This is a genomic window from Streptomyces sp. NPDC020490 (assembly GCF_044335305.1).
Taxonomy (GTDB): domain Bacteria; phylum Actinomycetota; class Actinomycetes; order Streptomycetales; family Streptomycetaceae; genus Streptomyces.
Genome location: NZ_JBIRUY010000010.1, coordinates 181,241 through 208,148, shown reverse-complemented (window position 1 = coordinate 208,148; position 26,908 = coordinate 181,241). Strand labels below are relative to the sequence as shown.

The following is a 26,908-nucleotide window of genomic DNA, read 5'->3' as shown; positions in this document are numbered from 1 at the left end:
AACGACGACACGCCCGGCAGGGTGCCTGCGGGAGCGCGGATCTCGGCGGGGAAGTTCGGCAGCGTCGACAGGTCGTTGCCGAACGACGCCGTCTCCGACGTGAAACGGTCACCGGTGAGCTGCATCCCGTCACCCGAGTCACCCGCGAACCGGATGATCACCCGGTCCAGTCGGCGTACGTCCTTCGTTTCCGCCGGATTGCGCTGCTCTCCCACGACGGCGTCGTCGACCTGCTCCGCTGTCCTGCTGACCTGGCTGGTCACTGAACTGGACCTCCCTCGAGGCGGCTGTCTGGGACCGGCCTTCCCGCAGGCCCTCCCAACATCAACCCTACGTCCGTAAGGGCCGCCTTCCCTCGGCCATTCGCATGATGGACGCGGATTCGGGACGCAGCGACGCCCTCACTTCTCATGATCCCGCCCTCGGCGCTCACGTTGAAGACGCTCCCCCGTCGTTGTCCGGTTCCGGACCGGACGGAGGCCGGGCCGTCGTCAGCGGGGGCGGGCGGTCCGGACGGCCCGGGATCAGGAGTTCAGGTAGGTGAGGACGGCCAGAACACGCCGGTGGTCCCCGTCGCTCGGCGACAGCCCGAGCTTGAGGAAGATGTTGCTGACGTGCTTCTCCACGGCCCCGTCGCTCACCACGAGCTGCCGCGCGATGGCGGAGTTCGTGCGCCCCTCGGCCATCAGCCCCAGGACCTCCCGCTCACGCGGGGTCAGCCCGGCGAGCACGTCCTGCTTACGGCTGCGCCCGAGCAGCTGCGCCACCACCTCGGGGTCGAGCGCGGTGCCCCCGCGGGCCACCCGCACCACCGCGTCCACGAACTCCCGCACCTCGGCGACCCGGTCCTTGAGCAGGTAGCCGACGCCGTGACTGGACCCGGCCAGCAGTTCCGTGGCGTACCGCTCCTCCACGTACTGCGACAGCACCAGCACACCGAGCCCGGGATGCGCCTTGCGCAACTGCACGGCGGCCCGCACCCCCTCGTCCGTGTGCGTGGGCGGCATCCGCACGTCCGCGACCACGACGTCCGGCAGCGCACCCTCCGCGTCCAGCTCGGTGATGGTCTTGACCAGCGCTTCCCCGTCGCCGACCCCGGCGACGACATCGTGCCCGCGGTCGGTCAGCAGCCGGGTCAGGCCCTCCCTGAGCAGCACTGAATCCTCGGCGATGACCACTCGCACCCTGTCCTCCACGATCCCCGGCCCCCCACGCCCGAATGCCTCCGCACTGCTTCTGCGGTCCAGTGGTCCAGCATTCCAGCATTCCAGCCATGCCGTGCACGGGCGGCACGAATCCGGTCGGGCGTGTGCCTCGGGCGGGCGGGCCGCGCACCCGAGGCGGGGCCCGAGGCGCACACCCGCACTTCGAACCCCGCACACCGAGGCGGGGCCCGAGGCGCACGTCTGCACCTCGAACCCCGCACCTACCGCCGGCGCCTCCGCGCGGCCGGTCACCCCAGCGCCCGCTCCCCCCGCCACGGCAGCTCCGCCGTCACCCGGGTCGGACCGCCCGCCGGGGAGTCCACGATCAGGATCCCGTCGACCGCGTCCAGGCGTTCCGCCAGCCCGGCGAGGCCCGAGCCCGCGGAGACGTCGGCGCCGCCCATGCCGTTGTCGACGACCTGCACCAGCAGCCGGCCGTCCACCCGCCACACGTCCACCGCGGCCCACGTGGCCCGCGAGTGCTTGCTGATGTTCTGCAGCAGTTCGGAGACGGTGAAGTAGGCGATGCCCTCGATGGCGGGCGCGGGCCGTTCCGTCAGGTCGACCTCCACCTGCACCGGCACCGTGCACCGGGAGGCGACGGCCGACAGCGCGGCGTCCAGGCCGCGGTCGGTCAGCACCGCCGGGTGTATGCCGCGGGCCAGGTCCCGCAGTTCCTGCAGCGCCGTCTTCACCTCGCCGTGCGCCTCGTCCACCATCCGCGCCGCCGCCTGCGGATCCTCCGTCAGCTTCTCCTTCGCCAGACCCAGATCCATGGCCAGCGCCACCAGCCGCGCCTGCGCCCCGTCGTGCAGGTCGCGTTCGATGCGCCGCAGGTCGGCGGCGGCCGTGTCGACCACGACCCCCCGGTCCGACTCCAGCTCCACCACCCGCGCCGACAGCCGCGACGGCCCCAGCAGGCCGTGCACCAGCAGCCGGTCCACCATCGTCAGCGCCCGCACGATCCACGGCGTGGCCAGCGTGAACAGCAGCCCCACCAGCGCGGTGACGGTGATCTCGAAGGGGTTGTCGAGGTAGACGCTGTGCGTCGAGTCGCCGTACAGCTGGAGCCCGCCCTGACCGGCGTACACCGGGAAGACCCAGAACCACAGGGGGTACGTCAGCAGGGCCCAGCCGTAGGCCCAGAAGGTCACGGCGACGACGAAGGAGAACACCGACCACGGGAACTGCACCACCGCGTACAGCAGCGTCCGCCACGAGGTGCCGCTCTTCAGCACGGCTCCCATCCAGGCCAGCACGCCCTGCTTCCTCATCCGCAGCGGCTCCGGGTCGGCCACCTCCAGCCGCAGCATCCCGCGCGCCCGGGCCCGCTCCAGCGCCCCGAACCCCCGGCAGCCGGCCAGTCCCGCCGCCAGCACCGGAACGCCGAGGAACGTCACCAGCAGGCCCGCCCCCAGCGACACCATCGTGACGGCGTAGACGAACAGCAGGATCCCGATCGGCAGGCTCAGCAGCACGTACCCGAACTCACGCCAGCTGCGCGCCTCGAACGGCGCCCGCAGCCCGGCCGGCAGCCGGCGCCGGCGCTCCCCGGTGAGACCGAGGCCGAGGCCGCTGCCGTACCCGAGCCCGCCGTCATGCCCGTGGCCGAGGCCGCTGTCATGCCCGTGGCCGAGCCCGCCGTCGTACCTGTCGTACCCGTGCCCGTCTCCGTGCGCGTAGCCCTGTCCGTATTCCGTGGCCATCGGTGCCGTCCCGTTCTACTCGTCCCGCTGGTCCCGCGGCTGCCCTGTCCGTACCTCCACACTGCTGCGCCGCAGGTCCGCGGACCATGGAGTCCGTCGGCGTCTTGGGCGGGGGGTTTTCCCTACCCCTTCTCGGGGACGCCCTTCTCCGGGGCGCGCTCCCGCCAGGGCAGTTCCGCCGTGACCGTGGTCGGTCCGCCCTGCGGGGAGTCGATGACGAACAGCCCGTCGACGGCGCCCAGCCGGTCGGCGAGCCCCTGCATCCCCGTGCCGCCGTCCAGGCGCGCGCCCCCGCGGCCGTCGTCCCACACCTGGATCAGCAGCCGGTCCCGCGTCTGCCACACCTCGACGGACGCGGTGCGCGCCCCGCTGTGCTTGCTGATGTTCTGCAGCAGTTCGGAGACGGTGAAGTAGGCGATGCCCTCGATGGCCGCGGCCGGCCGCGCCGTGAGGTCGACCGTCACCTTCACCGGCACGGTGCAGCGCGAGGCGACGGCCGACAGCGCGGCGTCCAGGCCGCGGTCCGTCAGCACGGCGGGATGGATGCCGCGGGCCAGGTCACGCAGCTCCTGCAGCGCGAGCTTCACCTCGCCGTGCGCCTCCGCGACCATCGTCGCGGCCGTGTCGGGGTCCTCCAGGAGCTTCTCCTTGGCCAGGCCGAGCCCCATCGCCAGGTTGACCAGACGGGCCTGTGCCCCGTCGTGCAGATCGCGCTCGATGCGCCGCAGGTCGGCGGCGGCCGTGTCGACCACGACCCCCCGGTCGGATTCCAGTTCGGCGATGCGCCGCTCCAGCTCGTCCGACGGTGACAGCAGTCCGCGCACCATCGCCCGGTCCGCGTTGGCGAGCCCCCGAGCGATGAACGGCAGCACCGGCCACAGCAGGAACAACGAGGTCAACGTGATGACGAAGGTGAGGATGCCCCACGGCAGCCGGACGAAGTCGTACAGCACCGCGCGCCAGGCCACCGGGTCCTTCAGCGTCATCCACAGCCACGTCAGGAACCCGGTGCCGCGCCGGGGCAGCGGACTCGGCTCGTCCACGTGGAGCCCGAGCAGCGCCCTGGCACGGGCCCGCTCCATCCTGCCCAGCAGCCGCGAGCCGGTCAGCCCGGCCGCCAGCAGCGGGAAGCCGATCACCGTGACGGTCAGCCAGAACCCGGTGAACAGGACCGTCATCACGTAGACGAACCCCGCCAGCGCCACCGGGAAGTTCGCCAGCAGGTGCACGATCTCCCGCCACGTGTGCGGGTCGTAGGCGAAGCGGACGGGCGGCAGGGGATCGTCCGCGGCCGTTTCCCGGGCGCGGCTCGATGACGGGAGGCGTTCGGTCATATGGGCTAGCGTGCCGCGCGCCGCGCCGCCGCGCCATGAGGCGGACCGCCGCGATCGCCTGGGGAAAACCCCACCTCCGCATCTCAAGGTGTGACGGGCTGCTTACCGTCTCTTTATCAGGGCCTAGACTCCCGTGCGTACAGATCGTCGAACAGCAGCATCGAGGCCAGGGCCGCAGATGACGGGCCGCACGGTCCCGGGTCGTACGGTCACGAGTCGTACGGTCACGAGTCGTACGGTCACGAGTCGTACGGTCACGAGTCGTACGGTCACGAGTTGTAGGGCCTTGGTCATACGGCCACGGGTCGTAAGGCCTCGGTCGTACGGTCACGGGTCGTACGGTCTTGGGCGTACGGCCACAGGAGACGCGGCCCGCGGGGTCGCAGGACAGGGAGCGAGGAGACGGACGTGCGGGAACCGACCGTCGTCGCGGCGGACTACTTCCAGTCGTACTCGGTCGTCGGACTGCTCGCCGTCGTGGGCGTGCTCTTCGTCGCCGTCGCCTTCGGGGCGAGCCGCCTGCTGCGCCCGGCCGTGCCGACCCCGGAGAAACTCCTGACCTACGAGTGCGGCGTCGACCCCGTCGGCGAAGGCTGGGCCCACACCCAGGTCCGCTACTACGTCTACGCCTTCCTGTACGTCATCTTCGCCGTCGACTCGATCTTCCTCTTCCCCTGGGCGACGGTCTTCGCCGCCCCCGGCTACGGCGCGACGACCCTGGTCGAGATGTTCGTCTTCCTCGGCTTCCTGACCGTCGGCCTGCTGTACGCATACAAGAAGGGCGTCCTGGCATGGACGTGACGCCAGAAGTGAACACGCCGGAGCCGGTCCTCCTCCCGGACCCGGTCCTCCTGCCGGAGCCCGGGGTTTCCGCCGAGGGCAGGGGGAGGCTGGGCGCGCTGGCCCGCCTCGCCCCGGAGCCGATGAAGGTCGTCCTGAACTGGGGCCGCCGCTACTCGCTCTGGGTCTTCAACTTCGGGCTCGCCTGCTGCGCGATCGAGTTCATCGCCGCGTCGATGGCCCGTCACGACTTCATCCGGCTCGGCGTGATCCCCTTCGCGCCCGGCCCGCGCCAGGCCGACCTGATGGTCGTCTCCGGCACGGTCACGGACAAGATGGCCCCCGCGGTGAAGCGCCTGTACGAGCAGATGCCGGAGCCGAAGTACGTCATCTCCTTCGGCGCCTGCTCCAACTGCGGCGGCCCCTACTGGGACTCGTACTCCGTCACGAAGGGCGTCGACCAGATCATCCCGGTGGACGTGTACGTGCCGGGCTGCCCGCCGCGCCCGGAGGCGCTGCTGCAGGGCATCCTCAAGCTCCAGGAGAAGATCGCGCGCGAGTCGCTGGGGGAGCGGTACGGGTCGTCGGGCGCGGGCCGGCCCTCGGCGGCTGCCCTGCAGAGCGACCTGGTGCGACCGCCGGCCGGTGGAACCCGGACTTCCCCGGGGCAGGACCGATGAGCACGGTCGGCTGGCTCCCCGCCCCCGTCGAGGACCTCTTCGGCGCGGAGGCCACGGCCGAGGAGTCGTACGAGGTCCTGACGGTCGACGTCCCGCCGTCCGCCTGGATCTCCGCGCTGGAGACGGCGCGTACGGCCCTCTCCTGCACCTACTTCGACTGGCTCAGCGCGGTCGACGAACCGGGCACCGGCTTCCGCGTCTCGGCGCACGTCGTCGCCCTGTCGCCGGTCCGCCGCCTGCTGCTGCGCACGACGGTTCCGCACGAGGCGCCGGTGCTGCCGAGCGCGGTGGACGTCTACGCCGGCGCGGCCTGGCACGAACGCGAGACGCACGAAATGTTCGGCGTCGCCTTCGAGGGCCACCCCGCCCTCGACCACCTGCTGCTGCCGGAAGGCTTCGAAGGCCACCCGCTGCGCAAGGACTTCGTCCTCGCGGCCCGCGTGGCCAAGGCCTGGCCGGGCGCCAAGGAACCCGGCGAGTCGGAGCACGGAGGCCCCAAGCGCCGCCAGATGCTGCCGCCGGGCGTCCCCGACCCGAACGAATGGGGCCCCCTCAAGGGTCAGCTTCCCCCTGCCCCGGCCCGCCCGGCCCGCGCGGCAGGCCGAGCCGTAGGCGAGCGGCCGGTGCGCGCGGCGACCGGGGAACGGCCGGCCCGAGCCGCGGGGGAGCGGCCGGTCCGGCGTACGCGTTCGGCGGCGGAAGGGTCCGTCAGCCAGGCGGGCGCCGGGACTGAGCCCGCAGGTGAGGCTGCGGCATCTCCGACGGCGCCCCCGACGGCACCTCCTGCTACGCCTCCGGCCGGCGCGTCCCCGAACGCCGGTGCCGGCGACAGGGCTGCGGAGGCCGGAGCGCCCGCCGCCCCGAGGCGCGCCCGGAGCGCGAGCGAGGGGTCGGCGTCGCAGCGTGCGGGAGCGGGCGCTGCCCCGGCCGGTCCCCGCCGGGCGCGCAGCGCCTCCGAGGGTTCCGCGAGCCAGCGGGCCGCGTCGGGCGGGAAAACGGCCGGCGGCGAGGGAGCCGAGGACGCGCAGACCCCGGGCACCGAGGACACGACCCCGCCCAAGGCGCCCATGCCGACCACGGCGCCCAAGGCCGCGCGCAGCCCCGACGCCCCTTGGCACCACGCCCGCCCGGCCTTCGACGAGCCGGAGAACCCCACCCCTGAGGCCCAGGCCCCCGGCGCCCCCGTGGACTCCGATGCCTCGGCGGGCTCCGAACCCCCCGAAGAGGCTCAAGCCCCCGAAGAGGCTCAAGCCCCCGAAGACCGCGACACCCCCACCCCCGACGACAACCCCGCAGGAGGCCCGCAGTGAACGACGCTCTCGACGTCGCCCTGCGACTCCTGATCGTCTTCGTCGTGTTCCTCACCTTCCCGTTGATCATCGGCCAGACCGAGCACAAGGTGATGGCCCACATGCAGGGCCGCCTCGGACCGATGTACGCCGGCGGCTTCCACGGCTGGGCCCAGCTCGTCGCGGACGGAGTGAAGTTCGCGCAGAAGGAGGACGTGGTCCCCGCGGGCGCGGACCGCCGCATCTTCCAGCTCGCCCCCGCCGTGGCCCTCCTGCCGTACCTCCTGGTCCTCCTCGCCATCCCCGTCGGGCCGGGCGAGGGCGCCGTCGGCCAGGTCCTGGACGCGGGTGTGTTCTTCGTGCTCGCGGTGATGGGCGTGGGCGTCCTCGGCGCCCTCATGGCCGGCTGGGCCAGCGCCAACAAGTTCTCCCTCCTCGGTGGCCTGCGCACCGCCGCCCAGCTCCTCGCCTACGAACTCCCGATGCTGCTCGCCGCCGCCTCGGTGGCCATGGCCGCCGGCACCGTCTCGCTCCCCGGCATCCTCGACGCGTTCCACTGGTGGTGGCTGCCCTGGCAGATCATCGGCGCGATCGTCTTCTTCGTCGCCGGGCTCGCCGAACTCCAGCGGCCGCCCTTCGACATGCCGGTCGCCGACACCGAGATCATCTTCGGCGCCTACACCGAGTACACCGGTCTCCGCTTCGCGCTGTTCCTCCTCGCCGAGTACGCCGGGATCGTCGTCCTGTGCGGCCTGACCACCGTCCTCTTCCTGGGCGGCTGGCACGGTCCCTGGGGCGCCTACGGCCTCGGCTGGGTCTGGACGCTGCTGAAGACCGCCGTGCTCGCCTTCGTCGTCATCTGGCTCCGCGTGACCTACCCCCGCCTGCGCGAGGACCAGCTCCAGAAGCTCTCCTGGACCCTCCTCGTCCCCCTGTCTCTCGCCCAGATCGCCCTCACCGGCATCGTCAAGGTGGTGATCCAGTAGCTATGGCCCCCATCCCCGGCAGCGGCCTGGCCAAGGGCCTGGCCGTCACCCTCCGCACGATGACGAGGAAGACCGTCACCGCGCAGTACCCCGACGTCCAGCCCGACCTCCCGCCCCGCACCCGCGGCGTGATCGGCCTGTTCGAGGAGAACTGCACGGTCTGCATGCTCTGCGCCCGCGAGTGCCCGGACTGGTGCATCTACATCGACTCCCACAAGGAGACGATCCCGGCGACGACCCCCGGCGGCCGCGAACGCAGCCGCAACGTCCTCGACCGCTTCGCCATCGACTTCTCCCTGTGCATGTACTGCGGTATCTGCATCGAGGTCTGTCCTTTCGACGCCCTGTTCTGGTCCCCGGAGTTCGAGTACGCCGAGACCGACATCCGCGACCTCACCCACGAGCGCGACAAACTCCGCGAGTGGATGTGGACGGTTCCCGCCCCGCCCGCCCTCGACCCCGGCGCGGAGGAACCGAAGGAGATCGCCGCCGCCCGCAAGACCGCCGAAAAGCTCGCGGCCCAGCAGGCGCAGCAGGCCGAGCAGGCCCCGCCGGCCACCGAGCCGCAGCAGGCCGAGCAGGCACAGCAGCCACAGCAGGCCCCGCCGGCCACCGATCAGCAGGCGGACGAGCAGGCCCGCGCCGCCGGGCAGCCCGGCCGTGCGGTGGGCGACTCCGTGCGGCAGACCGACCGGCCGGGGCGGGAGGGACAGCCGTGACCTTCGTCTCCGCCGTGGCGGCCACCGCGACGGCCGCCCACACCACGACCACGACGGCCGCGACCCGCGGTTTCCTCTCCCCGACGGGCGTCGAGATCGCCTTCGTCCTCGTCGGCCTGGTCACCTTCGGCGCCGCCCTCGTCACCGTCACCACCCGGCAGCTCGTGCACGCCGCCCTGTGGCTGGTCGTGGCCCTCGGCGGCCTGGCCGTCGAGTACCTGCTGCTCACCGCCGAGTTCATCGCCTGGGTGCAGGTCCTCATCTACGTCGGTTCCGTCGTCGTCCTCCTGCTGTTCGGGCTGATGCTCACCAAGGCCCCCATCGGCCGCTCCCCGGACGCCGACTCCGGCAACCGCTGGGCCGCCCTCACGGTCGCGGTCGCCGCCGCGGCCGCCCTGGTCTGGGTCGTCGTCGACGCGTTCCGCACCACCTGGATCGACCTGGACGGTCCGGCCGCCGGCTCCACCGAGGCCACCGGAGCGAGCCTCTTCCAGAACTGGGTCCTGCCGTTCGAGGCCCTCTCCGTGCTCCTCCTCGCCGCGCTGGTCGGCGCGATCGTCCTGTCCCGCAAGGCCAAGGCAGAAGGCGCCGAACAGACCGCCAAGGGTGGTGTCCGCTGATGCACCTCGCCTATCCCGCCGTCCTCTCCGCCCTCCTGTTCTGCACGGGCCTGTACGGCGTCCTCGCCCGCCGCAACGCGATCCTCGTGCTGATGTCGGTCGAGCTGATGCTCAACGCCGTCAATCTCAACCTGGTCGCCTTCGACGTCTGGCTCAGCAGGGCCGCCGAGGAGACCCTGCACTCCGGCCAGGCGCTGACCCTCTTCACCATCGCCATCGCCGCCGCCGAGATCGGCATCGGCCTGGCGATCGTCCTCGCCGTCCACCGCAACCGCGGCAGCGCGGACATCGACAAGCTCCGCGACAGCGCCGAGGGCCGCGGGCCCGACGACCCCGACAGCGACGCCGCCGCGTCCGACCAGGCCGGACAGGCCGGACCGACCGAGCAGGCCGAGAAGGCTGAGGCCACCGCGTGACCACGACCACTCTCGCCGTCCTCGTCCCCCTCCTGCCGTTCCTGGGAGCGGCCGCGGGCCTGCTCCTGGGCCGCTCGGCGCCCGGGTTCGTCCGCCCCCTCGCCGTCCTGCCGCCGCTCACCTCCCTCGTGCTGGCCGTACTGGTCGCCGTGCGCCAGGGCGGCGACCGGGCCGTCGACGCCGTCTCCGAGCTCACTCCCACCGGCTCGGTCCCGGTCGAACTCGCCTTCCACATCGACGGCTTCGCCGCCCTCGTCGCCGTCCTGGTCGGCGTCGTCGCCTCGTGCGTGCAGATCTACTCCACTGGCTACCTGCGGGACGACCCGCGCTACCCGTCGTACGCGGCCCTCGTCTCCCTGTTCACCTCCGCGATGCTGCTCGTCGTCTACTCCGGCGACCTGATCGTGCTGCTGGTCGGCTGGGAGATCATGGGCATCTGCTCGTACTTCCTCGTCGGCCACTACTGGGAGACCCCGGAGGCCCGCGCCGCCTCCATCAAGGCCTTCCTGGTGACCAAGCTCGGTGACGTCCCCTTCCTGATCGGCCTGCTCGCGCTCGCCACCGAAACCGGCTCCTTCCGCATCACGAAGATCCTCGGCACCGTCGCGAGCGGCGGACTCGACCACCCGACGCTGATCGCCCTGCTGCTCCTGGCCGGCGTGGCGGGCAAGTCGGCCCAGTTTCCGCTGCACACCTGGCTCCCCGACGCCATGGCGGGCCCCACACCCGTCTCGGCGCTGATCCACGCCGCGACCATGGTCGCCGCCGGTGTCTACTTCATCGCCCGTCTCCTCCCCGTCTTCCAGGCCTCCTCGGCCGCGATGGTCGTCCTCGCCGTCATGGCCGCCGTCACGATGCTCGGCTCCGGTCTCGCCGCCCTCGCCCAGGACGACATCAAGCGGGTCCTCGCCTATTCGACGATCGGCCAGCTCGGCTACATGACCGGCGCCCTCGCCGTCGGCGACCGGTCGGCCGCCGTCTTCCACCTCCTGTCCCACGGCGCCTTCAAGGCGCTGCTGTTCCTCGCGGCAGGCGTGATCATCCACGCCGCCGGCACCAACTCGCTGGCCGCCATGTCCCGCATGCGCCACCTGCGCGACCGCGTCCCCGACGCCTACTGGACGATGACCGTGGCGCTCCTCGCGCTCGCCGCGATCCCGCCGTTCAGCGGCTTCTTCTCCAAGGAGTCCGTCCTCGGCGCCGCCGAGCACGTCGCCACCAGTCACACCGAGCACGCACCCGGAGCGGCGGGCTGGACCGTCCTCGTCGCCGGACTGCTCACCGCGCTGCTCACCGCGGCGTACGCGACGCGCCTGTGGCTGCTGGCCTTCCGCGGACACCGGGCGGAGGCCCCGGACCACGGCCGCCAGCCCCTCACCATGACCGTCGTGCTCTGGGTGCTCGCCGTCCCGTCCCTCGCCTTCGGCGGGTTCGCCTTCCGGGTCCTGCCCGACTGGTTCGACGGCCGTGACCTCGCCCCGACCCTGACCACCTCCGTCCTCGGCACGGGCGTGGCCCTCGTCGGCGGCATCGTCACCTACGCCACCTGGCGGCACACCACGGCGCTCGCGGCACGCGAACCGCTCGGCGCGGTCGCCGCCCACCCCGAGGGCGACGCCGGACACGTCGAGGCCGCAGCCATCGCCGCCCACACACCCGCGTACGGAGGCGTCGCCCACGCACCCGACCCGGCCGACCCCGGACGGCTGCTGCTCGGCCCGCTGCACCGGCACGCGGCCGTCGGCTTCCGCCTCGACGTCGTGTACGCGGCCCTCTTCGTCCGCCCGGTCCAGGCCGCGGCGGATCTCGTCCGGTTCCTCGACCGCGAGGTCGTCGAGACCTACGTACGCGGTGCGGGCGCCCTACCCCGCCTGCTGGGCGCCGCCGTACGGCGTGCCCAGACCGGCAATGTGCAGACCTATGTGAGCGCGCTGCTCGCCGGCACCGTCGTCCTGGTGGTCGCCGCCGTCCTCGTCGCCACGGGAGCGTGAGCAGGCGTGATCGATATCAGCGAGTCCGTGATGCAGTTCCTTCTGGCGTTCGTCGTCGTCGGCCCGCTGCTCGGCGCGGCCGCCGCTCTCCTGCCGGCCCCGCCCGGGCTGAAGGGGAAGTCGCCCGAGCAGGCCGTGCTGCGGCACGGCGTGACCGTGACCGGCGTGGTCCTCGTCGCCGCGATAGTCCTCGCGCTCGGCTTCGACCACGACCATCCGTCGAAGATGCAGGCCACGACCGACATCAGCTGGATCCCCGCACTCGACGTGCGGATCCACCTCGGCATCGACGGCATCTCCCTCCCCCTTCTGGTCCTGACCGCGCTGCTGACCTTCCTCTGCGCGCTGTACTCCTACTTCAAGATGCCCGCGGGCCCGACCCCGAAGGCGTTCGTCGCACTGCTGCTCGTCCTCGAGTCCGGCACCCTCGCGACCTTCGCCGTCCTCGATCTGCTGCTGTTCTTCCTCGCGTTCGAGACGGTGCTCATCCCGATGTACTTCCTCATCGCCCGCTGGGGCGGCGAGGGCCGCCGGGCCGCCGCCTGGCGCTTCATCCTCTACACACTGCTCGGCTCGGTCGTCATGCTGCTCGGCCTGCTCCTGATCGGAATCAAGGCGGGCACGTTCGACATGATGGCACTCGCCACTGACAACGGCCGGTTGCTGACCACATCCGTGCAGGTCATCGCCGTTCTGGCGATCGGGATCGGGCTCGCCGTCAAGACGCCGATGTGGCCGCTGCACAGCTGGCTGCCCGACGCGCACACGGCCGCGCCGACCGTCGGCTCGGTCCTGCTCGCCGGCGTCCTGCTGAAGATGGGTACGTACGGTTTCGTGCGAATCCTCCTTCCGGTGGCTCCGGACGGCTTCCACACCTTCGCGCCCTACCTCGCCGCCTTCGCCGTCGTCGGGATCATCTACGGATCGCTGGCCTGCCTGGCCCTCGCCAAACAGGGCGCGAAGGGCGACCTCAAGCGCCTCATCGCCTACTCCTCCGTCGGCCACATGGGCTTCGTCCTGCTCGGCATCGCCACCATGTCCCCGACCGGCGTGAACGGCGCCCTGTTCGCCAACATCGCCCACGGCCTCATCACCGGCCTGCTGTTCTTCCTGGTCGGCGCGCTCAAGGACCGCACCGGCACCACCGACCTCGACACCCTCGCCGAGCAGGCCGGCGCCGGCCTCTACGGCAAGGCCCCGCGCCTCGGCGGCCTGCTGGCGTTCGGCGCCGTCGCCTCGCTCGGCCTGCCGGGTCTGGCCGGCTTCTGGGGGGAGATGCTGGCCCTGTTCGGCGCCTTCAAACCCGCCGCCGACCTCAGCCGCCCCGCCTTCCTCACCTTCATGGCCATCGGCGCGTTCGGCACGCTGCTGACGGCCGCGTACATGCTCGTCGTGGTCCGCCGCGTCTGCATGGGCGCCGTACCGCAGCAGGCGCCGGCCCTCGCCGACGTCCACGCCTACGAGTTCGCGGCGTGGACGCCGCTCGTCGCCCTCACCGTCGTCGCCGGACTGTGGCCCAAGGTTCTCCTCGGTCTCACCGACCCGGCCGTGCAGCAGCTCCTCGCAGGAGGCACCCGATGAGCCACCTCGCCCAGCCGGCGGCCGCGAACCTCGTCCAGTCCGTCGACTGGCTCGCCATCGCGCCGCCCACCCTCGCCGCGGTCGTCGCCCTCGTCGTCCTGGTCGTCGACCTGTTCGTCGGCGAGGCCAGGAAACCGCTGCTCGGCTGGGTCTCCGTCGCCGGACTCGCAGCCTCCGCGGCCCTGCTGCTGCCCCTCCTCGACGGCGACCGCTCCACCTTCTGCCTGAAGGACGGCGCCGGCGCCTGCAGCTACACCGCGGACCGCTTCACCCTCGTCATCCAGTTCATCGTCCTCGGCGGCGCCCTCCTCTCCGCCCTGCTGTCGGTCACCGCCCTGAAGGACGCCGGCCGGCGGCTCCCCGAAGGCGAGTACTGGTTCCTGCTGCTGTCCTCGGCGGCCGGCGCGGCCCTCCTGCCCGCCTCCCGTGACCTCGCCACCCTCGTCGTCGCCCTGGAGGTCGCCTCCCTGCCCGCCTTCGCCCTGGTCGGCATCCGGCACGGCGACAAGAAGTCGTCCGAGGCGGCCCTGAAGTTCTTCCTGTCGTCGGTCACCGCCACCACCGTCAGCCTCCTCGGCATCAGCTTCGTCTACGCCTCCACCGGCACCCTCTACCTCACCGAGGTCGCCGGCCGGATCCAGCACGTCGACGGACAGCTGCACACCCTCGCCCAGACCGGCGTCGTCCTCACCCTCGTCGGCTTCGCCTTCAAGACGGCCGCGGTGCCCTTCCACTTCTGGGTGCCGGACACCTACGTGGGAGCGCCCCTGCCGATCGCCGCCTACCTGTCGGTCGTCGGCAAGGCGGTCGGCTTCTCCGGCCTGATCCTCGTCACCGTCGTCGCCTTCCCGTCGTACGCCGACGTCTGGGGTCCCGCCCTCGCCGCCCTGGCCGCGCTCACCATGACCGTCGGCAACGTCGGCGCCCTGCGCCAGCAGGCCACGCGCGCCTACAGCGCCGTACGCCTTCTCGCCTGGTCGTCCGTGGGCCAGGCCGGCTACCTCCTGGTGCCGATCGCCGCGGCCGCCTACTCCGACGACGCCGAGCGCTCGGTCGGCTCCACACTCGCGTACGCCCTCATGTACGCCGCCGTGAACCTCGGCGCCTTCGCGGTGGCCGCCCTGGTGGGCCGCACCCGGTCCGCCAACCGCATCACGGACTACCGCGGCCTCTACGCGAGCAACCCGCTCGCCGCCCTCCTGCTGGCCTTCTTCCTGCTCTGCCTGGCCGGCCTGCCGCCCGGCGTCATCGGCCTGTTCGCCAAGGTCACCGTGTTCTCCGCGGCCGTCGACGCGGGACTCGGCTGGCTGGCCGTGGTGATGGCGGTCAACGTCGTGATCGCGCTCTTCTACTACCTCCAGTGGACCGCCCTGCTGTTCCGCGCCCCCGAGGGCGAGCCCGTCAGCCACCGCCTCCCGGCGCCCCTCACGGCCGCCGTCACCCTCACCGGCGTCGTCGGCATCGCCCTGTCCGGAGCCCCCCAACTCGTCCTGCGGTTCGCCGACACGACGCTCTTCTGAGCCTCCGGCCCTCTCGGCCGTCCGACCGCGCCCCTCACCTCACCCGGACGGCTCAACGGGCGGCCCGCGCGCACAAGGGAACTAGTGACCCTCGCCTGGCGTTGACCAGAGCGGGAGGGTCCACTGGACGTGACACCACGGCACCGGTGGCTCGGAGACAGCGAGCAAGATCCGCAAGCAATGGGTTCCCCTGCTGCACCACATGGAGGGCGTACCGTGCACCGCCGGCACAACGGACTGAGGACCGCAGTACTCCTCGGGGGACTGTCCGCCCTCATCGTCGTCATCGGCAGCTTCTTCGGCCGCACGGGGCTGGTCGTCGCGGTCCTGGTCGCGCTGGGCACGAACGCGTACGCGTACTGGAACAGCGACAAGCTGGCGCTGCGCGCGATGCGCGCCCGCCCGGTGAGCGAGTTCGAGGCCCCGGCGCTCTACCGCATGGTCCGAGAGCTCTCCACCCAGGCCCGTCAGCCCATGCCGCGCCTGTACATCTCCCCGACGGAGGCCCCCAACGCCTTCGCGACCGGCCGCAACCCGCGCAACGCCGCCGTGTGCTGCACCGAAGGCATCCTGCGCCTCCTCGACGAACGCGAGCTGCGCGGTGTCATCGGCCACGAGCTCAGCCACGTCTACAACCGCGACATCCTGATCTCGTCGGTCGCCGGCGCCCTCGCCTCCGTGATCATGTTCCTGGTCAACTTCGCCTGGCTCATCCCGATCGGCCGCTCGGACGACGACGACGGCCCCGGCCTCCTCGGCATGCTGCTGATCATGATCCTGGGCCCGCTCGCGGCGAGCCTGATCCAGCTGGCCATCAGCCGCTCCCGGGAGTACGAGGCCGACGCGTCCGGAGCCCAGCTCACCGGCGACCCCCTCGCACTCGCCGGCGCCCTGCGCAAGCTGGAGGCGGGCACCAAGCAGCTGCCGCTGCCGCCCGAGCCGCGCATCGAGACCGCGAGCCACATGATGATCGCGAACCCCTTCCGCCCGGGCCAGGGGCTCTCCAAGATGTTCTCGACGCACCCGCCGATGGCGGAACGTATCGCCCGGCTCGAGAAGATGGCAGGTCGTCTCCAGTGAAAACCATCCTGAACGTCATATGGCTCGTCCTGAGCGGCTTCTGGCTGTTCCTCGGATACCTGGCGGCGGGCATCCTCCTGTGCGTCACCATCATCGGCATACCGTTCGGCGTCGCGGCCTTCCGCATCGGCGTGTACGCCCTGTGGCCCTTCGGGTACACGACGGTCGAGCGGCGCGACGCCGGCGCGCCCTCCTGCCTCGGCAACATCCTCTGGCTGGTCCTCGCGGGCTGGTGGCTGGCGATCGCGCACATCGTCACGGGTCTCGCGCTGTGCGTCACCATCATCGGGATCCCGTTCGGCATCGCCAACTTCAAGCTGATCCCGGTCTCGCTGATGCCGCTCGGGCGCGAGATCGTGCGGACGGACCAAGCGTTCGCATAACGCTGAGCAGGGGCGATGCCGTCACGGGCAGCCCGTCCGCCCCCCCGTCCGGGTGACCAGGTTTTCCACAGCCCGACGGCTGTCCACAGGCCGGCCCGGTTGTCAGTGCCGCGCTGCATCATGAACCCATGACCGAGAACGAGCAGTTGCTGGCACGAGTGGCCGAGAAGGCGCGGAACACCCGTCCCTGGGGCTGGACTTCGCTCCCTGTCCCCGTCGACGCGGCCACCCTGACCCGCGCCGAGGCCGCCCTTGGCTTCCCCCTGCCCCCGCTGCTCGCCGACCTCTACCTGCGGATAGCGGACGGCGGATTCGGTCCGGAGTACGGCCTGTTGCCCCTCCTCGACGGCCCGCCCGCCGGCGAGCCCGCCGCCGTCGTGCAGTACCGCGCCAACCGCGCCGACGCCCGCAAGGACCCCGACTGGCCCTGGCCCGAAGGCGTCCTGCCGATATCCCACTGGGGCTGCGCCATGTACGCGTGCGTGGACTGCCACAACCCTCAGGCGCCGGTGCTGCTCTTCGAGCCGAACGCGGACGACGCCGACCACGCCTGGTTCATCGACGCTCCGAGCCTCACGGAGTGGCTGCGCGCCTGGGTCGACGGCACCGGCTGGTACGAGGAGACGAACGAGGACATGGACCTGGCGCCCTGGACCGACGTCCGCATACGCACGACGCGGACAGGAGCCTGACCCGGGCCCGAGGCGGCACAGGACGGCCGCGCACGCGCGGCAGTGCCCGCGGCGGTGCGCCCGGCGGTACGCGCACTTCGGCGACCGTCGGCCCTGCCCGTCAGGTGTCGCTCCCTGCCCCTCCCCGCGCCCTCGGCACGTCCCACAGCCGTGACCCCCATCCCGCGCCCGCCCTCGTCCCGGCCCGCTACCGCGCGGTCATCCACCGTCGCGCCCAGAACGCGACCACACCCACCACCAGCACACCCGCGCCCACGACCACCGACACTGCCGGCAGCGAGAAGGCCAGGACCACGCAACCGAAGAGGCCGAGCGCCGGCAGCGCCCGCGCCGCCGCAGCCCGGTCGAGGGTCCAGGCCGAGGCGTTGGCCACCGCGTAGTACGCCAGCACACCGAAGGAGGAGAAGCCGATGGCGCCCCGCACGTCCACCGTGGCGGCGAGGACGGCCACCACCGCGCCCACGGCCAGCTCGGCCCGGTGGGGCACCTGGAAACGGGGATGCACGGCCGACAGCGCGCCGGGCAGATGCCGGTCCCTGGCCATGGCCAGCGTGGTCCGCGAGACGCCCAGAATCAGGGCGAGCAGCGAACCCAGCGCGGCCACGGCGGCGCCGACCCGCACCACCGGCGCCAGCCCCGGCGCCCCGGCCGCCCGCACCGCGTCGGCCAGCGGAGCGGCCGCGTGCCCGAGCCGGTCGGCGCCCAGCACGGAAAGGACGGCCACCGCCACGCTCGCGTACACGACGAGCGCGATGCCCAGGGCCAGCGGGATCGCCCGCGGGATGGTGCGCGCCGGATCCCGTACCTCCTCGCCGAGCGTGGCGATGCGCGCGTACCCGGCGAACGCGAAGAACAGCAGACCGGCCGCCTGCAGCACCCCGCCCGCGCCGCCGGACGCCCCGACGTCCAGCCGTCCGGCGTCGGACGCGCCGGAACCCAGACACACGACCACCACGGAAGCGAGGACAGCCAGGACCACCGCCACGATCGCCCGTGTCAGCCAGGCGGACTTCTGGATGCCGCCGTAGTTCACCGCGGTCAGCGCCACCACGGCCGCGACGGCGACGGCGTGCGCCTGCGCGGGCCACACGTACGTCCCCACGGTGAGTGCCATCGCCGCACAGGAGGCCGTCTTCCCGACCACGAACGACCAGCCCGCGAGATAGCCCCAGAACTCCCCGAGCCGCTCGCGCCCGTACACGTAGGTGCCGCCCGACGCCGGGTAGACGGCGGCCAGCCGCGCCGACGCCGTGGCGTTGCAGTAGGCGACCACGGCGGCCACCGCGAGCCCGAGCAGCAGCCCGGACCCGGCCGCCCGTGCCGCGGGCCCCAGTGCGGCGAAGATCCCCGCCCCGACCATCGAGCCGAGCCCGATGACGACGGCGTCCGCCACACCGAGAGTGCGCCGGAGTTCGGGAACTTCGGCGGCGGAACCGGACTGTGTCATGGCTCGCACCCTACTGATCAGCGCAACCGGGGGATGCCGCGATGACGTCCTCCTCGACAACGCAGCGCGAACACAGGCGCGGCACGACGCACAGCGGGCCCGGACCGCAGTCACAGGACCGGGACGGTGCGGGCACAGCAAAGAAGGGCAGGTTCACGGCATGACCATCATCAGCTGGATCCTCCTGGGGCTGTTGGCCGGGGCCATCGCCAAGTTCCTGCTGCCGGGCCGCGACCCGGGCGGCTTCATCGGCACCACGCTCATCGGCATCGCGGGCGCGTTCGTCGGCGGCTGGATATCGGCCCGTTGGCTGGACCACCCGATCACCGAGGACTTCTACGACGGTGCGACCTGGGCCGCGGCGATCGGCGGTTCGCTGGTCCTGCTGATCGTCTACCGGATCCTGTTCGGCAACTCGCGCGACTGAGCGCGCCCTGAGCCGCGGCCGGCAGCGGGGAAGGACGGGCCCCTGTCGGGCACCCGCCCTCCCCTGCCGCCGGCACGCAAGCCTCCCCGGTCCCAACCTCCGGCATGCGCCGCGCAGTTGCCGACGGCGGACGCGGAGAGGGCGCGAGACGGGCACCCCGGCCCGGCTCACGCCCTCTCCGCGCCGGGATCACCGGCCGGTGACTCGCTCACCGATAGTTGACGAACTGCATCGCGAAGTCGAAGTCCTTGCCCTTGAGGATGGCGATCACGGCCTGCAGGTCGTCCCGGCTCTTGGAGCTGACCCGCAGCTCCTCGCCCTGCACCTGGGCCTTGACGCCCTTGGGGCCCTCATCGCGGATGATCTTCGCGACCTTCTTCGCGTTCTCCTGGGAGATGCCCTCCTGGATCGACGCGAAGATCTTGTACTCCTTGCCGGAGAGCTGGGGCTCGCCCGCGTCCAGGGCCTTCAGCGAGATGCCGCGCTTGATCAGCTTGGACTGGAAGACGTCGAGGACGGCCTTGACGCGGTCCTCCGAGTTCGCCTCCATCAGGATCTTCTCGCCGGACCACGAGATCGAGGCACCCACGCCCTTGAAGTCGTAGCGCTGTGAGATCTCCTTGGCGGCCTGGTTGAGGGCGTTGTCGACCTCCTGCCGCTCGACCTTCGAGACGATGTCGAAACTGGAGTCGGCCATGTCCTGTGGCTCCTTGTATCAGAGTGCGTATCGGGTGCGTGTCGGCGTGCGTGGGGGCGACCGCCGAGCCCGGCGTGATCCGGGCCGCATCCGGACAAGCCTAGTCACCTCCCGCCCTCCAGGAGCAGATCAATCGGGTGGCGAAGCACCCCTGTGCATCGGGTATTGTTTACGTCGTTGCCAGGGAGCACCGCCGAAAAGCGGTTCACCCAGCATCAACCCCGGCGGTGTGCCCGAGCGGCCAAAGGGAGCAGACTGTAAATCTGCCGGCTCAGCCTTCCCAGGTTCGAATCCTGGCGCCGCCACACTGGGGAAGACCCCCTCCGAACTGCGAGAACGCAGAGCGGAGGGGGTCTCTTCGCGTTTCTGGGTGATCTTTCGAGTGCCGGCGCCCTGGGCCGCCGTCGCCGTTGCGGTCGGCGGCCCAGGGCGTGGCAGTCACCTCGTGATCGTCACCCGGAGAGAGGCCAGGTCCGGGCTCGGGGCGGGCTCGTTGTTGCCGGTGGACAGCGGCTGAGCAGCCGTGGTCTGTGATGCCACGCCCTTGTAGTACGGCGTGTAGACGTAGTGGGTGCCCACGCCGATGGCCGCACCGATCTTGGGGACGACGGACGCGTCGACCGATGCCCCGCCGCCGAAGACGGCCACGTGGTACATGCTCGACGACATGCGCATCAGGTACCGCTTGGTGTCGTACGGCAGCGAGGTGGTGTCGGTCCACAGCAGCGGACCGTACGTGGTCATCGCCGACGACGCGGAGACACCGTCGCGCCAACTGCCCACGGAGGCCACCGCGGCGTTCGAAGGCAGCGACCACCACAGGTCGGCGAGCCGCATGGCGTTCGACTGCGGAGTGGCGCCGGCGACCCGGTAATAGCTGTACTTGCTGGGCCAGTTCGGCATCTTGCCGGCGTTGTACGCCTTGGCCAGCGCCGACTCGGCGTCGGTTCCCACCGTGATGATCTTCGTCGTGCTCGGACTGTACTTGTCGAGGTACCCGTAGACCGACGACGTCATGGTCGTGCCGTCGGTCAGCAGGACGCTCGCGGTTCCGGAGCTGCCCATGGAACCGGCGGCGGAGCTCGCTGCCAGGGCGTTGTGGTAGTCGGTGCCGGTTGCCAGGAAGATGTACTTCGGCGTGCTGGTGACGGTCTTCGCCACGGCCACCGAGGTGGAGTAGCGCGAGGTGCCGGACAGCCGCTTGGCCACGTAGCCGAGCGAGGTCACCTTGGACGCCACCGTGCTGTTGAGGATCGTGCTCCCGCCGATCAGGTAGACCGTCTTGCCCTTCGGCAGCATGCGCTTGAGTTCCGTCTGCACCGAGGAGTCCAGGCCCGTGCGGGAGGTCATCAGCACCGGCCCCCGCTTCTTGCCGGCCAGCGATGTCGCGGTCGTGGCGTACGCCGCGTCGGACTTGCTGATGAGCACGGCCGCGTTGGCGTTCTTCAAGCCGGGAGTGCTCGTACCGACGGTGTTCCAGGTCCACTTGGACGCGGCGATGTTCGTGCCGTACTGGTCGGAACCCCAGACACGGGAGATCGCGTTGTTCCGCAGCGGCTGCCGGGCGACGTTGGTGCCGTCGGCGATGGGCACCTGGGTCTGCGTACCCGTGCCGAGGTCGTGGATCCAGACCTGCGGGCCCTGGACGACGTCCGGATTGCCGGAGACGTAGATGTCGTACGCGATCCGGCCGCCCTGCGGTGACCAGGCGGGACGGTAGTGGTCGGTCGGGTCCGTGGTGAGCCGGGTCAGACCGGTGCCGTCGGTCCTGACCGTGAAGATCTGCTTGTGCCCGTCGACCGGCCGGGTGAAGGCCACCGACTGGCCGTCGGGGGAGATGCTCGGCTCGGTGGCGTCGGCGGCCACCTTGGTGAACGCGCCGGAACGGCCGTTGTAGACCCAGACGGCCGGGGTGCCGGCCGTGCCGCAGCTCGTCCCCGTCCGTACGAAGGCGAGCATGCCGTTCACCGCGCCGCTCGGCTGGGAGTCGCAGCCGTCGACATCGGTGCCGAACAGGGCCTTGGGCGTACGCGTGCCGTCGGCCGCGGTCAGGCGCAGCCGGCCGCCGGCCGTGAAGACGATGTCGCCGCCGCCGTACCAGAAGGTCGGATCCTGCGGATGCCAGCCGCTGCCCGACGGCATGGCGATACTGATGCCGGTGTCCTCGGAATCGGCCCATGCCGTGCCGATGCGGTCGCCGTTCACGAAGGCGATCTGACTGCCGTCGGCGGACCAGGCGCCCTGGTTTCCGGACGTGCCGAACTGGGAGTTCCAGGATCCGTCGGTGTTGATGAAGTGCATCCAGCCGCCGACGTCCGTGTACAGCAGCTTCCCCTCGGTGGCGGGCCAGTTGCCGGGGACGGCTGCCGCCGGTCCCGGAAGCGCGGCGACGAGGCCCGCCGCGAGCGCGGCGGTGCCGGTGAGCGCCGCAAGTACGCGGCGCATACGCATGTTCAAGGTGCCCCCACGAGTGAATGGACGGCTGCCGCGCACTCTCCCCCGAGGTGAACGGACGGCATCGTGATCGTCCGCACGGCAGCGGCGAAACATTAGTGGTGGGCCGCGGCAGCCGCGAAGGCAGGGGGCACGCGGCAAGGGGCTGGGCGGAGGGCAGGGCAGGGCAGGGGTGCGTGGTGAGGAGTGGTGTGCGGACTCCCACCTCATCCGGACGGTCGGCTCACCCGTCCAGGAAGCCCAGTGCGTTGTCCGGCCGGCACTGCGGGCAGGGTTTGACGCCCTCGGTGAGTGCGCGCAGTGCATGCTCCCGGCTCGCGGCGCGGCTGCGCTTGGCCGCGTTCCAGCAGCCGCCGACGTGGACGTACACCGCGGTCCCGCGGTTCAGGCCCGGTTCGATCAGCCAGTCCGGGGCGGGAGGGCGGGCCTTGACGCCGCGCTGCCGCTCGGCTTCGCGGCGTTCCTCGTCGGCGATCCACCGGCGGGTGCGCTCCAGGTCCCGCACCTGCACGCGCTCCAGGAAGCGGAGCAGGGTGAGTCGCGAGGGGCCGGAGTCGTTCACATGTTCGATTCTATCGAATCTGCCGATTCTGCGGCCGGGACGGCGTGCTGCAGCGGTGCGGCAGGTCAGGGAGGGCTGTCCGTCCGGTGGTCGCGGGGCGCCGCCCCACCGCCGCCCCACCGCCGCCCCGCTCGTGCGGCGGTGTCCGCGCCGGTCCGCTGCGGGTGGGCAACTCACTGCGATGTCAACGGCGTTCACGTACAACCCTCCGGCCCCTCCGGCGGTCTTCTCTTCGCCGACCCTGACGCTGTCATGCCATCCCAGGCCACCCCAGGCATGCCACGCCTGCCACGCCTGCCATGCCACGTCGGGTCTGCCGTGGTCGCGCGCCGGGCCGAACCGGTCGGCGCGTCGATCGTCGTTCCGGATGCCGCCTCTGGAGGAGCCCGTGCGCAAACGCACTCTGCTGATGTCCGCGACACTGCTGGCCTCGGGGCTCACCCCGCTCGTCGCGGCGAGTGCCGGCGCCGCCGCCGGCGCGCCGGGTGACCTGAACCGGGACGGCTACCGCGATGTCGTCGTCTCCGCGCCCGACGCCAAGGTGGCGGGTCACGCCAAGGCCGGTGCCGTGGTCGTGATGTACGGCACCTCGCACGGCATCGACCCCTCCAAGCGCACCCTGCTGACCCAGAACTCCACCGGGGTTCCCGGGACCGCCGAGGCCGGTGACCGGTTCGGCGCCGCCGTCGTCGTGTACGACCTCAACCGCGACGGCTACAGCGACCTGGTCGTGGGCGCCCCCGGCGAGGACGTCGCCGGCGACGACGGCGGCGGCTCGGTCACGGTCGTCTACGGCACCGCGTCCGGCCTGACCAAGGGCAAGACGGTCGACGACCCGTGGCCGAACTCGCACGACGCCTACGGCCGCACCCTCGCCGTCGGCGTCTACAACGGGCTGAACCCCGTCAACGACGGCAAGCTGTCGATCGCCGTCGGCGCCAACGACGCCGAGGTGACCTTCATGCCGGCGGACCTGTCGGCGCAGTCCGGCACCTCCGGCAACGGCTTCGCGTTCAACCCGGCGTACGGCATCGTCGCGCTCACCGCGGTCGACCTGCCCGACACCGACGACGACCGCCTGATCGTCCACGGCCGGGGCGACTGGGACGGCGGCTGGGGCTATGACGGGACCGGCGACGACCCCCGTACGCACCTCGCCGACCCGGCCGGTTTCCAGGACGCCACCCTGCCCGCGGGCACGGTGTCGGCGGTCGGCGACCTGAACGGCAACGGCGCTCCCGACCTCGTCATCGGCAACCCCGAGGACCCGTCGCAGAGCCCGGACACCTCACTCGGCGGCCGGGTCACCGTCTACTACGACGCCGGGTACTCGGGCTCCCCGAGCCGGATCCAGACGATCACGCAGGACACGCCGGGAGTGGCCGGTTCCGGCGAGGCCGAGGACCGTTTCGGCGCCTCGGTCGCCATCGGCGACACCGACAAGGACGGCCGGGCGGATCTCGTGATCGGCGCCCCGGGCGAGAACGGCGGCAGCGGCGCCGTCACCGTCGTACGCGGCACCAGCACGGAACTGGACACCGCGCACGCCCGCACCTGGACGCAGAACAGCTCCGGCGTGCCGGGCAGTTCGGAGACGGGCGACGCGTTCGGTGCGGCCCTGCGCGTGCTCGACACGAACAAGGACGGCTACGCGGACCTCGTCGTCGGCGCCCCCGGCGAGAACGGCGGCGCGGGCGCCCTGTGGTCGCTGCGGGGCTCGGCGGCCTCCGTCACCGCGGCCGCCGCGACCAGTGTCAGCACCGGCGGCGTGGGCCTCGGCTCGGCCGGCGCCGGCCACTTCGGAAGCGTGGTGACCAGCCGGTGACGCGCGCCCGGCCCGTCCGCTCCGCCCGGCCCGTCCGCTCCGCCCGGCCCGTCCCGTCCGCACGGCACCTCCCGTCCGCCCCCGAGCCCGGAGTCGTCATGTCCTCCCGCGCCCCCGTCACCTCCCCCCGCGTCCCGGCTCGCGCCTTCGCCTCGCGGTTCGTCGCCTCCGCCATCGCCGTCTGCGCGGCCGCCACACTGACCGTCGTCGCGCTGCCGGCCGGTCCCGCGGCGGCGGCCGGTGCGCCCTACAAGGGCGCCAACACGGCGGCCGTGCAGGACGACTTCAACGGCGACGGCTACCGCGACCTGGCCGTCGGCGCGCCCGGCGCCGCCAACGGCACGGTCGACGCCGCGGGCGCGGTCGTCGTGCTGTACGGCTCGGCCGGCGGGGTCTCGGCCTCACGGCGCACGGTCATCACGCAGGCCACCGCCGGTATCCCCGGCGCGCCGGAGGAATGGGACGAGTTCGGCAGCGCGGTCGCCTCCGCGGACCTGGACCGTGACGGCTACGCCGACCTGCTGATCGGCACCCCGGACGAGTCCGCGGGCACCATGTGGGGCATCGGCTCGCTCACCGTGGTCTGGGGAGGCGCCGGCGGCCTCAAGGGCGGAGCGGCCGTCCCGCCGCCGACCGGCCTGGACGAGGGCTGCGGCTTCGCCGCCGGCATCGCGGTGGGTGACGTCACGGGCGACGGAGCCCCCGATGTCGCGGTCACCGGCGACTGCGGCGCCACCACGTACAACGGGCCGTTCACCCGCACCGGTGCGCCGGCCCGGCGGGCCTTCGTGAACGACCTCGGCACCAACCGCGGTGTCGTCATGGGAGACGTCGACGGCGACGGAAGGGCCGAACGCTTCTGGCTGCCCGGTCCCACCGACGGAGACGTCAGCGGGCCCGTCTTCGCCGAGGGGCACGACGGCCGGTACACCGAACTGCCGCTCGCCGACGGCCTGTCCGGCCAGATCGGCGACATCGACGGCGACGGCTACGGCGACCTGGTCACCGGGGTGCCCTACGACGCGTCCCTGACGTCCGGTGCCACCCCGGCCCACCGCGGCGGCGAGATCCAGGTCCTCTACGGCGGCCCCCAGGGCATCACGCCGGACCAGAAACCGCAGGTCATCCACCAGGACACCGCCGGGGTGCCCGGCGCGGGCGAGGACGGCGACCAGTTCGGGGCGTCGCTCAGCGTCGGCGACACCAACGGCGACAAGTACGCCGACGTCGTCGTCGGCGCTCCGGGCGAGGCGCTGGGATCCGCCAAGGCCGCGGGACAGGCGACGCTGCTGCGCGGATCGGCCGCCGGCCTCACCGCGACCGGCTCCCGCGCCTACACCCAGAACACGGCCGGCGTGCCCGGAACCGCGGAGACCGGGGACCTGTTCGGAGCGGCGACGCATCTCGTCGACGTCACCAAGGACGGCCGGGCGGAGGTGGCGGTCGGCGTCCCCGGCGAGAACCTCGACGGCCTGCTGTGGACGGCCCGGGGATCCACGGCCGGCCCCACGACCAGCGGGTCTACGACGATCAGCGGAACCGGGGTCGGACTCGGGCGCCGGTACTCGGAGATCGAGTTCGGCGAGGCCCTCCCCGGAGCCCGCTCCACGGTCTGACGGCCGGGAGGCGGTCTGACGGCCGAGCGCGGTCTGACGGCCGAGCGCGGTCCCGCGCGGTCAGGCGGATTCGGACGCGGAACCGCTGGACGCCTCCTGCGCGGCGCGGCGGTACTCGGCGTTGATGCGCTGAGCCTCTTCGAGCTGGTCCTCGAGGATGACGATGCGGCAGGCAGCCTCGATCGGCGTCCCCCGGTCGACGAGTTCGCGGGCGCGCGCTGCGATCCGCAGCTGGTAGCGGGAGTACCGGCGGTGCCCGCCCTCGGAGCGGAGCGGCGTGATCAGGCGGGCTTCGCCGATGGCTCGGAGGAAGCCCGGGGTCGTGCCGAGCATCTCGGCGGCCCGGCCCATCGTGTATGCGGGGTAATCGTCGTCATCCAGACGGTCGTTGAGGGGGCTGTCTGCTGTCATTTCACCTCGTTGCGCACGCGTCGAGGGGCCCCTGGTGCCGTGCGGCACCGGGGCCCCGAGGAAATTGAACACCATCTGTCGGCGCTATCGCTGCGCCGACCTCGTCTTTCCGCTGTCCGGCTCGTTACGGTCCGGGTGCGGGGATCGCAGCTCCGTGACGGTGGACCACCATCCCATCCGGGTCCTCGCGGTACCCGGTCCGAGGGCGTTCGGGCCGGGCGATCCTGATGGCGTCTGCTCCTCCGTTCCTGTCGCGTCTCTTACTGTCTGCAAGAAAAAGCGTAGGCCTGCGGGAAACGAATGTCTACTCTGACAAAGGTAGATTTTGGGCTCGGGAGGGTCCTGGGCGGACCACGGAGGGCCTGGCGAGACAGTTGTGGGGGGGGGGGGGGGGCGGGGGGGGGGGGCGCCCGGGCCCGGCGGGGGGCGGGGGCCCCGGGGGGCGCCCCCCCCCCGCGCCCGCGGGGCCCCGCGCCCCCCCCGGCGG

24 protein-coding genes, 1 tRNA gene and 1 pseudogene are annotated in these 26,908 nt (G+C 72.0%); 17 read left to right on the top strand and 9 right to left on the bottom strand.

What is annotated here, in order from left to right; translation table 11 throughout:
* The 4 genes and pseudogenes from ACH4ZX_RS13830 to ACH4ZX_RS13815 form a co-directional block, all read right to left on the bottom strand.
* Positions 1–263: pseudogene (locus ACH4ZX_RS13830) on the bottom strand (2-oxoglutarate ferredoxin oxidoreductase subunit alpha); the annotation flags it as partial.
* A gap of 261 nt (positions 264–524) precedes the next feature.
* Positions 525–1,184 (bottom strand): response regulator transcription factor, encoded by a 660-nt coding sequence (locus ACH4ZX_RS13825; RefSeq protein WP_324789240.1) that lies wholly within the window; start codon positions 1,182–1,184, stop codon positions 525–527.
* Positions 1,185–1,453: 269 nt separating this feature from the next.
* Positions 1,454–2,911, bottom strand: coding sequence for a sensor histidine kinase (locus ACH4ZX_RS13820; RefSeq protein WP_398271850.1), 1,458 nt, complete (start codon positions 2,909–2,911; stop codon positions 1,454–1,456).
* Positions 2,912–3,033: 122 nt separating this feature from the next.
* Positions 3,034–4,245 carry a sensor histidine kinase gene (locus ACH4ZX_RS13815; protein ID WP_398271848.1) on the bottom strand — a complete coding sequence of 404 codons (1,212 nt, stop codon included), beginning with the start codon at positions 4,243–4,245 and terminating at the stop codon, positions 3,034–3,036.
* Between the two features lie 408 nt (positions 4,246–4,653).
* Between ACH4ZX_RS13815 and ACH4ZX_RS13810 the strand changes: the two genes are divergently transcribed.
* The 13 genes from ACH4ZX_RS13810 (at position 4,654) to ACH4ZX_RS13750 (ending at position 16,982) form a co-directional block, all read left to right on the top strand.
* A complete protein-coding gene (locus tag ACH4ZX_RS13810) occupies positions 4,654–5,046 on the top strand; it encodes an NADH-quinone oxidoreductase subunit A (protein ID WP_360756609.1) in 393 nt (130 codons plus the stop codon).
* Entirely contained in the window at positions 5,037–5,705 is a 669-nt protein-coding gene (locus ACH4ZX_RS13805; RefSeq protein WP_398271846.1) for an NADH-quinone oxidoreductase subunit B, read from the top strand. Before ACH4ZX_RS13810 ends, ACH4ZX_RS13805 begins: the two co-directional genes overlap by 10 nt.
* A complete protein-coding gene (locus ACH4ZX_RS13800) occupies positions 5,702–7,015 on the top strand; it encodes an NADH-quinone oxidoreductase subunit C (RefSeq protein ID WP_398271844.1) in 1,314 nt (437 codons plus the stop codon). The genes ACH4ZX_RS13805 and ACH4ZX_RS13800 overlap by 4 nt, the downstream gene beginning before the upstream one ends.
* Complete coding sequence (locus ACH4ZX_RS13795; protein ID WP_398271842.1) at positions 7,012–7,980, top strand: NADH-quinone oxidoreductase subunit H; 969 nt, start codon at positions 7,012–7,014, stop codon at positions 7,978–7,980. The genes ACH4ZX_RS13800 and ACH4ZX_RS13795 overlap by 4 nt, the downstream gene beginning before the upstream one ends.
* Positions 7,981–7,982: 2 nt before the next feature.
* Complete coding sequence (locus tag ACH4ZX_RS13790) at positions 7,983–8,699, top strand: NuoI/complex I 23 kDa subunit family protein (protein ID WP_398271841.1); 717 nt, start codon at positions 7,983–7,985, stop codon at positions 8,697–8,699.
* Positions 8,696–9,319, top strand: coding sequence for an NADH-quinone oxidoreductase subunit J (locus ACH4ZX_RS13785; protein WP_398271839.1), 624 nt, complete (start codon positions 8,696–8,698; stop codon positions 9,317–9,319). Before ACH4ZX_RS13790 ends, ACH4ZX_RS13785 begins: the two co-directional genes overlap by 4 nt.
* Positions 9,319–9,735 (top strand): NADH-quinone oxidoreductase subunit NuoK, encoded by a 417-nt coding sequence (gene nuoK, locus ACH4ZX_RS13780; protein ID WP_398271837.1) that lies wholly within the window; start codon positions 9,319–9,321, stop codon positions 9,733–9,735. Before ACH4ZX_RS13785 ends, nuoK begins: the two co-directional genes overlap by 1 nt.
* On the top strand, positions 9,732–11,726 hold the full coding sequence (locus ACH4ZX_RS13775) for an NADH-quinone oxidoreductase subunit L (protein ID WP_398271835.1): 1,995 nt from the start codon (positions 9,732–9,734) through the stop codon (positions 11,724–11,726). The genes nuoK and ACH4ZX_RS13775 overlap by 4 nt, the downstream gene beginning before the upstream one ends.
* 6 nt (positions 11,727–11,732) lie before the next feature.
* On the top strand, positions 11,733–13,307 hold the full coding sequence (locus ACH4ZX_RS13770; protein ID WP_398271833.1) for a NuoM family protein: 1,575 nt from the start codon (positions 11,733–11,735) through the stop codon (positions 13,305–13,307).
* Complete coding sequence (locus ACH4ZX_RS13765) at positions 13,304–14,827, top strand: NADH-quinone oxidoreductase subunit N (protein WP_398271831.1); 1,524 nt, start codon at positions 13,304–13,306, stop codon at positions 14,825–14,827. The genes ACH4ZX_RS13770 and ACH4ZX_RS13765 overlap by 4 nt, the downstream gene beginning before the upstream one ends.
* A 216-nt stretch (positions 14,828–15,043) precedes the next feature.
* On the top strand, positions 15,044–15,907 hold the full coding sequence (htpX, locus tag ACH4ZX_RS13760; protein ID WP_398271829.1) for a zinc metalloprotease HtpX: 864 nt from the start codon (positions 15,044–15,046) through the stop codon (positions 15,905–15,907).
* Entirely contained in the window at positions 15,904–16,290 is a 387-nt protein-coding gene (locus ACH4ZX_RS13755) for a YccF domain-containing protein (RefSeq protein WP_398271827.1), read from the top strand. The genes htpX and ACH4ZX_RS13755 overlap by 4 nt, the downstream gene beginning before the upstream one ends.
* Positions 16,291–16,418: 128 nt before the next feature.
* Entirely contained in the window at positions 16,419–16,982 is a 564-nt protein-coding gene (locus ACH4ZX_RS13750) for an SMI1/KNR4 family protein (RefSeq protein WP_398271825.1), read from the top strand.
* 187 nt (positions 16,983–17,169) lie between these two features.
* Here the strand turns inward: ACH4ZX_RS13750 and ACH4ZX_RS13745 are convergent, their stop codons facing one another.
* Entirely contained in the window at positions 17,170–18,429 is a 1,260-nt protein-coding gene (locus tag ACH4ZX_RS13745) for an APC family permease (protein ID WP_398271823.1), read from the bottom strand.
* A 160-nt stretch (positions 18,430–18,589) separates the two neighbouring features.
* Here ACH4ZX_RS13745 and ACH4ZX_RS13740 point away from each other — a divergent pair, with 160 nt between their 5' ends.
* Positions 18,590–18,856, top strand: coding sequence for a GlsB/YeaQ/YmgE family stress response membrane protein (locus ACH4ZX_RS13740; protein WP_398271821.1), 267 nt, complete (start codon positions 18,590–18,592; stop codon positions 18,854–18,856).
* 208 nt (positions 18,857–19,064) lie between these two features.
* Here the strand turns inward: ACH4ZX_RS13740 and ACH4ZX_RS13735 are convergent, their stop codons facing one another.
* Complete coding sequence (locus ACH4ZX_RS13735; RefSeq protein WP_398271819.1) at positions 19,065–19,553, bottom strand: YajQ family cyclic di-GMP-binding protein; 489 nt, start codon at positions 19,551–19,553, stop codon at positions 19,065–19,067.
* A 223-nt stretch (positions 19,554–19,776) separates the two neighbouring features.
* On the opposite strand from ACH4ZX_RS13735, the gene ACH4ZX_RS13730 reads away from it, so the two are divergent.
* Positions 19,777–19,858, top strand: a tRNA-Tyr gene (locus ACH4ZX_RS13730).
* Positions 19,859–19,991: 133 nt separating this feature from the next.
* Here the strand turns inward: ACH4ZX_RS13730 and ACH4ZX_RS13725 are convergent.
* Positions 19,992–21,998 (bottom strand): cell wall-binding repeat-containing protein, encoded by a 2,007-nt coding sequence (locus ACH4ZX_RS13725; RefSeq protein ID WP_398271817.1) that lies wholly within the window; start codon positions 21,996–21,998, stop codon positions 19,992–19,994.
* Positions 21,999–22,230: 232 nt separating this feature from the next.
* Positions 22,231–22,569, bottom strand: coding sequence for a DUF6233 domain-containing protein (locus ACH4ZX_RS13720; RefSeq protein ID WP_398271816.1), 339 nt, complete (start codon positions 22,567–22,569; stop codon positions 22,231–22,233).
* A gap of 388 nt (positions 22,570–22,957) precedes the next feature.
* On the opposite strand from ACH4ZX_RS13720, the gene ACH4ZX_RS13715 reads away from it, so the two are divergent.
* Entirely contained in the window at positions 22,958–24,394 is a 1,437-nt protein-coding gene (locus tag ACH4ZX_RS13715) for an FG-GAP repeat protein (RefSeq protein WP_398271814.1), read from the top strand.
* A 98-nt stretch (positions 24,395–24,492) separates the two neighbouring features.
* Positions 24,493–26,010, top strand: coding sequence for an FG-GAP-like repeat-containing protein (locus ACH4ZX_RS13710; RefSeq protein ID WP_398271812.1), 1,518 nt, complete (start codon positions 24,493–24,495; stop codon positions 26,008–26,010).
* A gap of 60 nt (positions 26,011–26,070) precedes the next feature.
* Here ACH4ZX_RS13710 and ACH4ZX_RS13705 read toward each other — a convergent pair whose 3' ends face one another.
* A complete protein-coding gene (locus ACH4ZX_RS13705; RefSeq protein ID WP_398271810.1) occupies positions 26,071–26,421 on the bottom strand; it encodes a MerR family transcriptional regulator in 351 nt (116 codons plus the stop codon).
* Positions 26,422–26,908: the final 487 nt, after the last annotated feature.

Excerpts from the sequence above, each read along its gene's own strand:
- ACH4ZX_RS13820 (WP_398271850.1), bottom strand. The coding sequence starts at position 2,911 with ATGGCCACGGAATACGGACAGGGCTACGCGCACGGAGACGGGCACGGG.
- ACH4ZX_RS13815 (WP_398271848.1), bottom strand. The coding sequence starts at position 4,245 with ATGACCGAACGCCTCCCGTCATCGAGCCGCGCCCGGGAAACGGCCGCG.
- ACH4ZX_RS13805 (WP_398271846.1), top strand. The coding sequence starts at position 5,037 with ATGGACGTGACGCCAGAAGTGAACACGCCGGAGCCGGTCCTCCTCCCG.
- ACH4ZX_RS13800 (WP_398271844.1), top strand. The coding sequence starts at position 5,702 with ATGAGCACGGTCGGCTGGCTCCCCGCCCCCGTCGAGGACCTCTTCGGC.
- ACH4ZX_RS13790 (WP_398271841.1), top strand. The coding sequence starts at position 7,983 with ATGGCCCCCATCCCCGGCAGCGGCCTGGCCAAGGGCCTGGCCGTCACC.
- nuoK (WP_398271837.1), top strand. The coding sequence starts at position 9,319 with ATGCACCTCGCCTATCCCGCCGTCCTCTCCGCCCTCCTGTTCTGCACG.
- ACH4ZX_RS13765 (WP_398271831.1), top strand. The coding sequence starts at position 13,304 with ATGAGCCACCTCGCCCAGCCGGCGGCCGCGAACCTCGTCCAGTCCGTC.
- ACH4ZX_RS13750 (WP_398271825.1), top strand. The coding sequence starts at position 16,419 with ATGACCGAGAACGAGCAGTTGCTGGCACGAGTGGCCGAGAAGGCGCGG.
- ACH4ZX_RS13745 (WP_398271823.1), bottom strand. The coding sequence starts at position 18,429 with ATGACACAGTCCGGTTCCGCCGCCGAAGTTCCCGAACTCCGGCGCACT.
- ACH4ZX_RS13740 (WP_398271821.1), top strand. The coding sequence starts at position 18,590 with ATGACCATCATCAGCTGGATCCTCCTGGGGCTGTTGGCCGGGGCCATC.
- ACH4ZX_RS13735 (WP_398271819.1), bottom strand. The coding sequence starts at position 19,553 with ATGGCCGACTCCAGTTTCGACATCGTCTCGAAGGTCGAGCGGCAGGAG.
- ACH4ZX_RS13725 (WP_398271817.1), bottom strand. The coding sequence starts at position 21,998 with ATGCGCCGCGTACTTGCGGCGCTCACCGGCACCGCCGCGCTCGCGGCG.
- ACH4ZX_RS13710 (WP_398271812.1), top strand. The coding sequence starts at position 24,493 with ATGTCCTCCCGCGCCCCCGTCACCTCCCCCCGCGTCCCGGCTCGCGCC.
- ACH4ZX_RS13705 (WP_398271810.1), bottom strand. The coding sequence starts at position 26,421 with ATGACAGCAGACAGCCCCCTCAACGACCGTCTGGATGACGACGATTAC.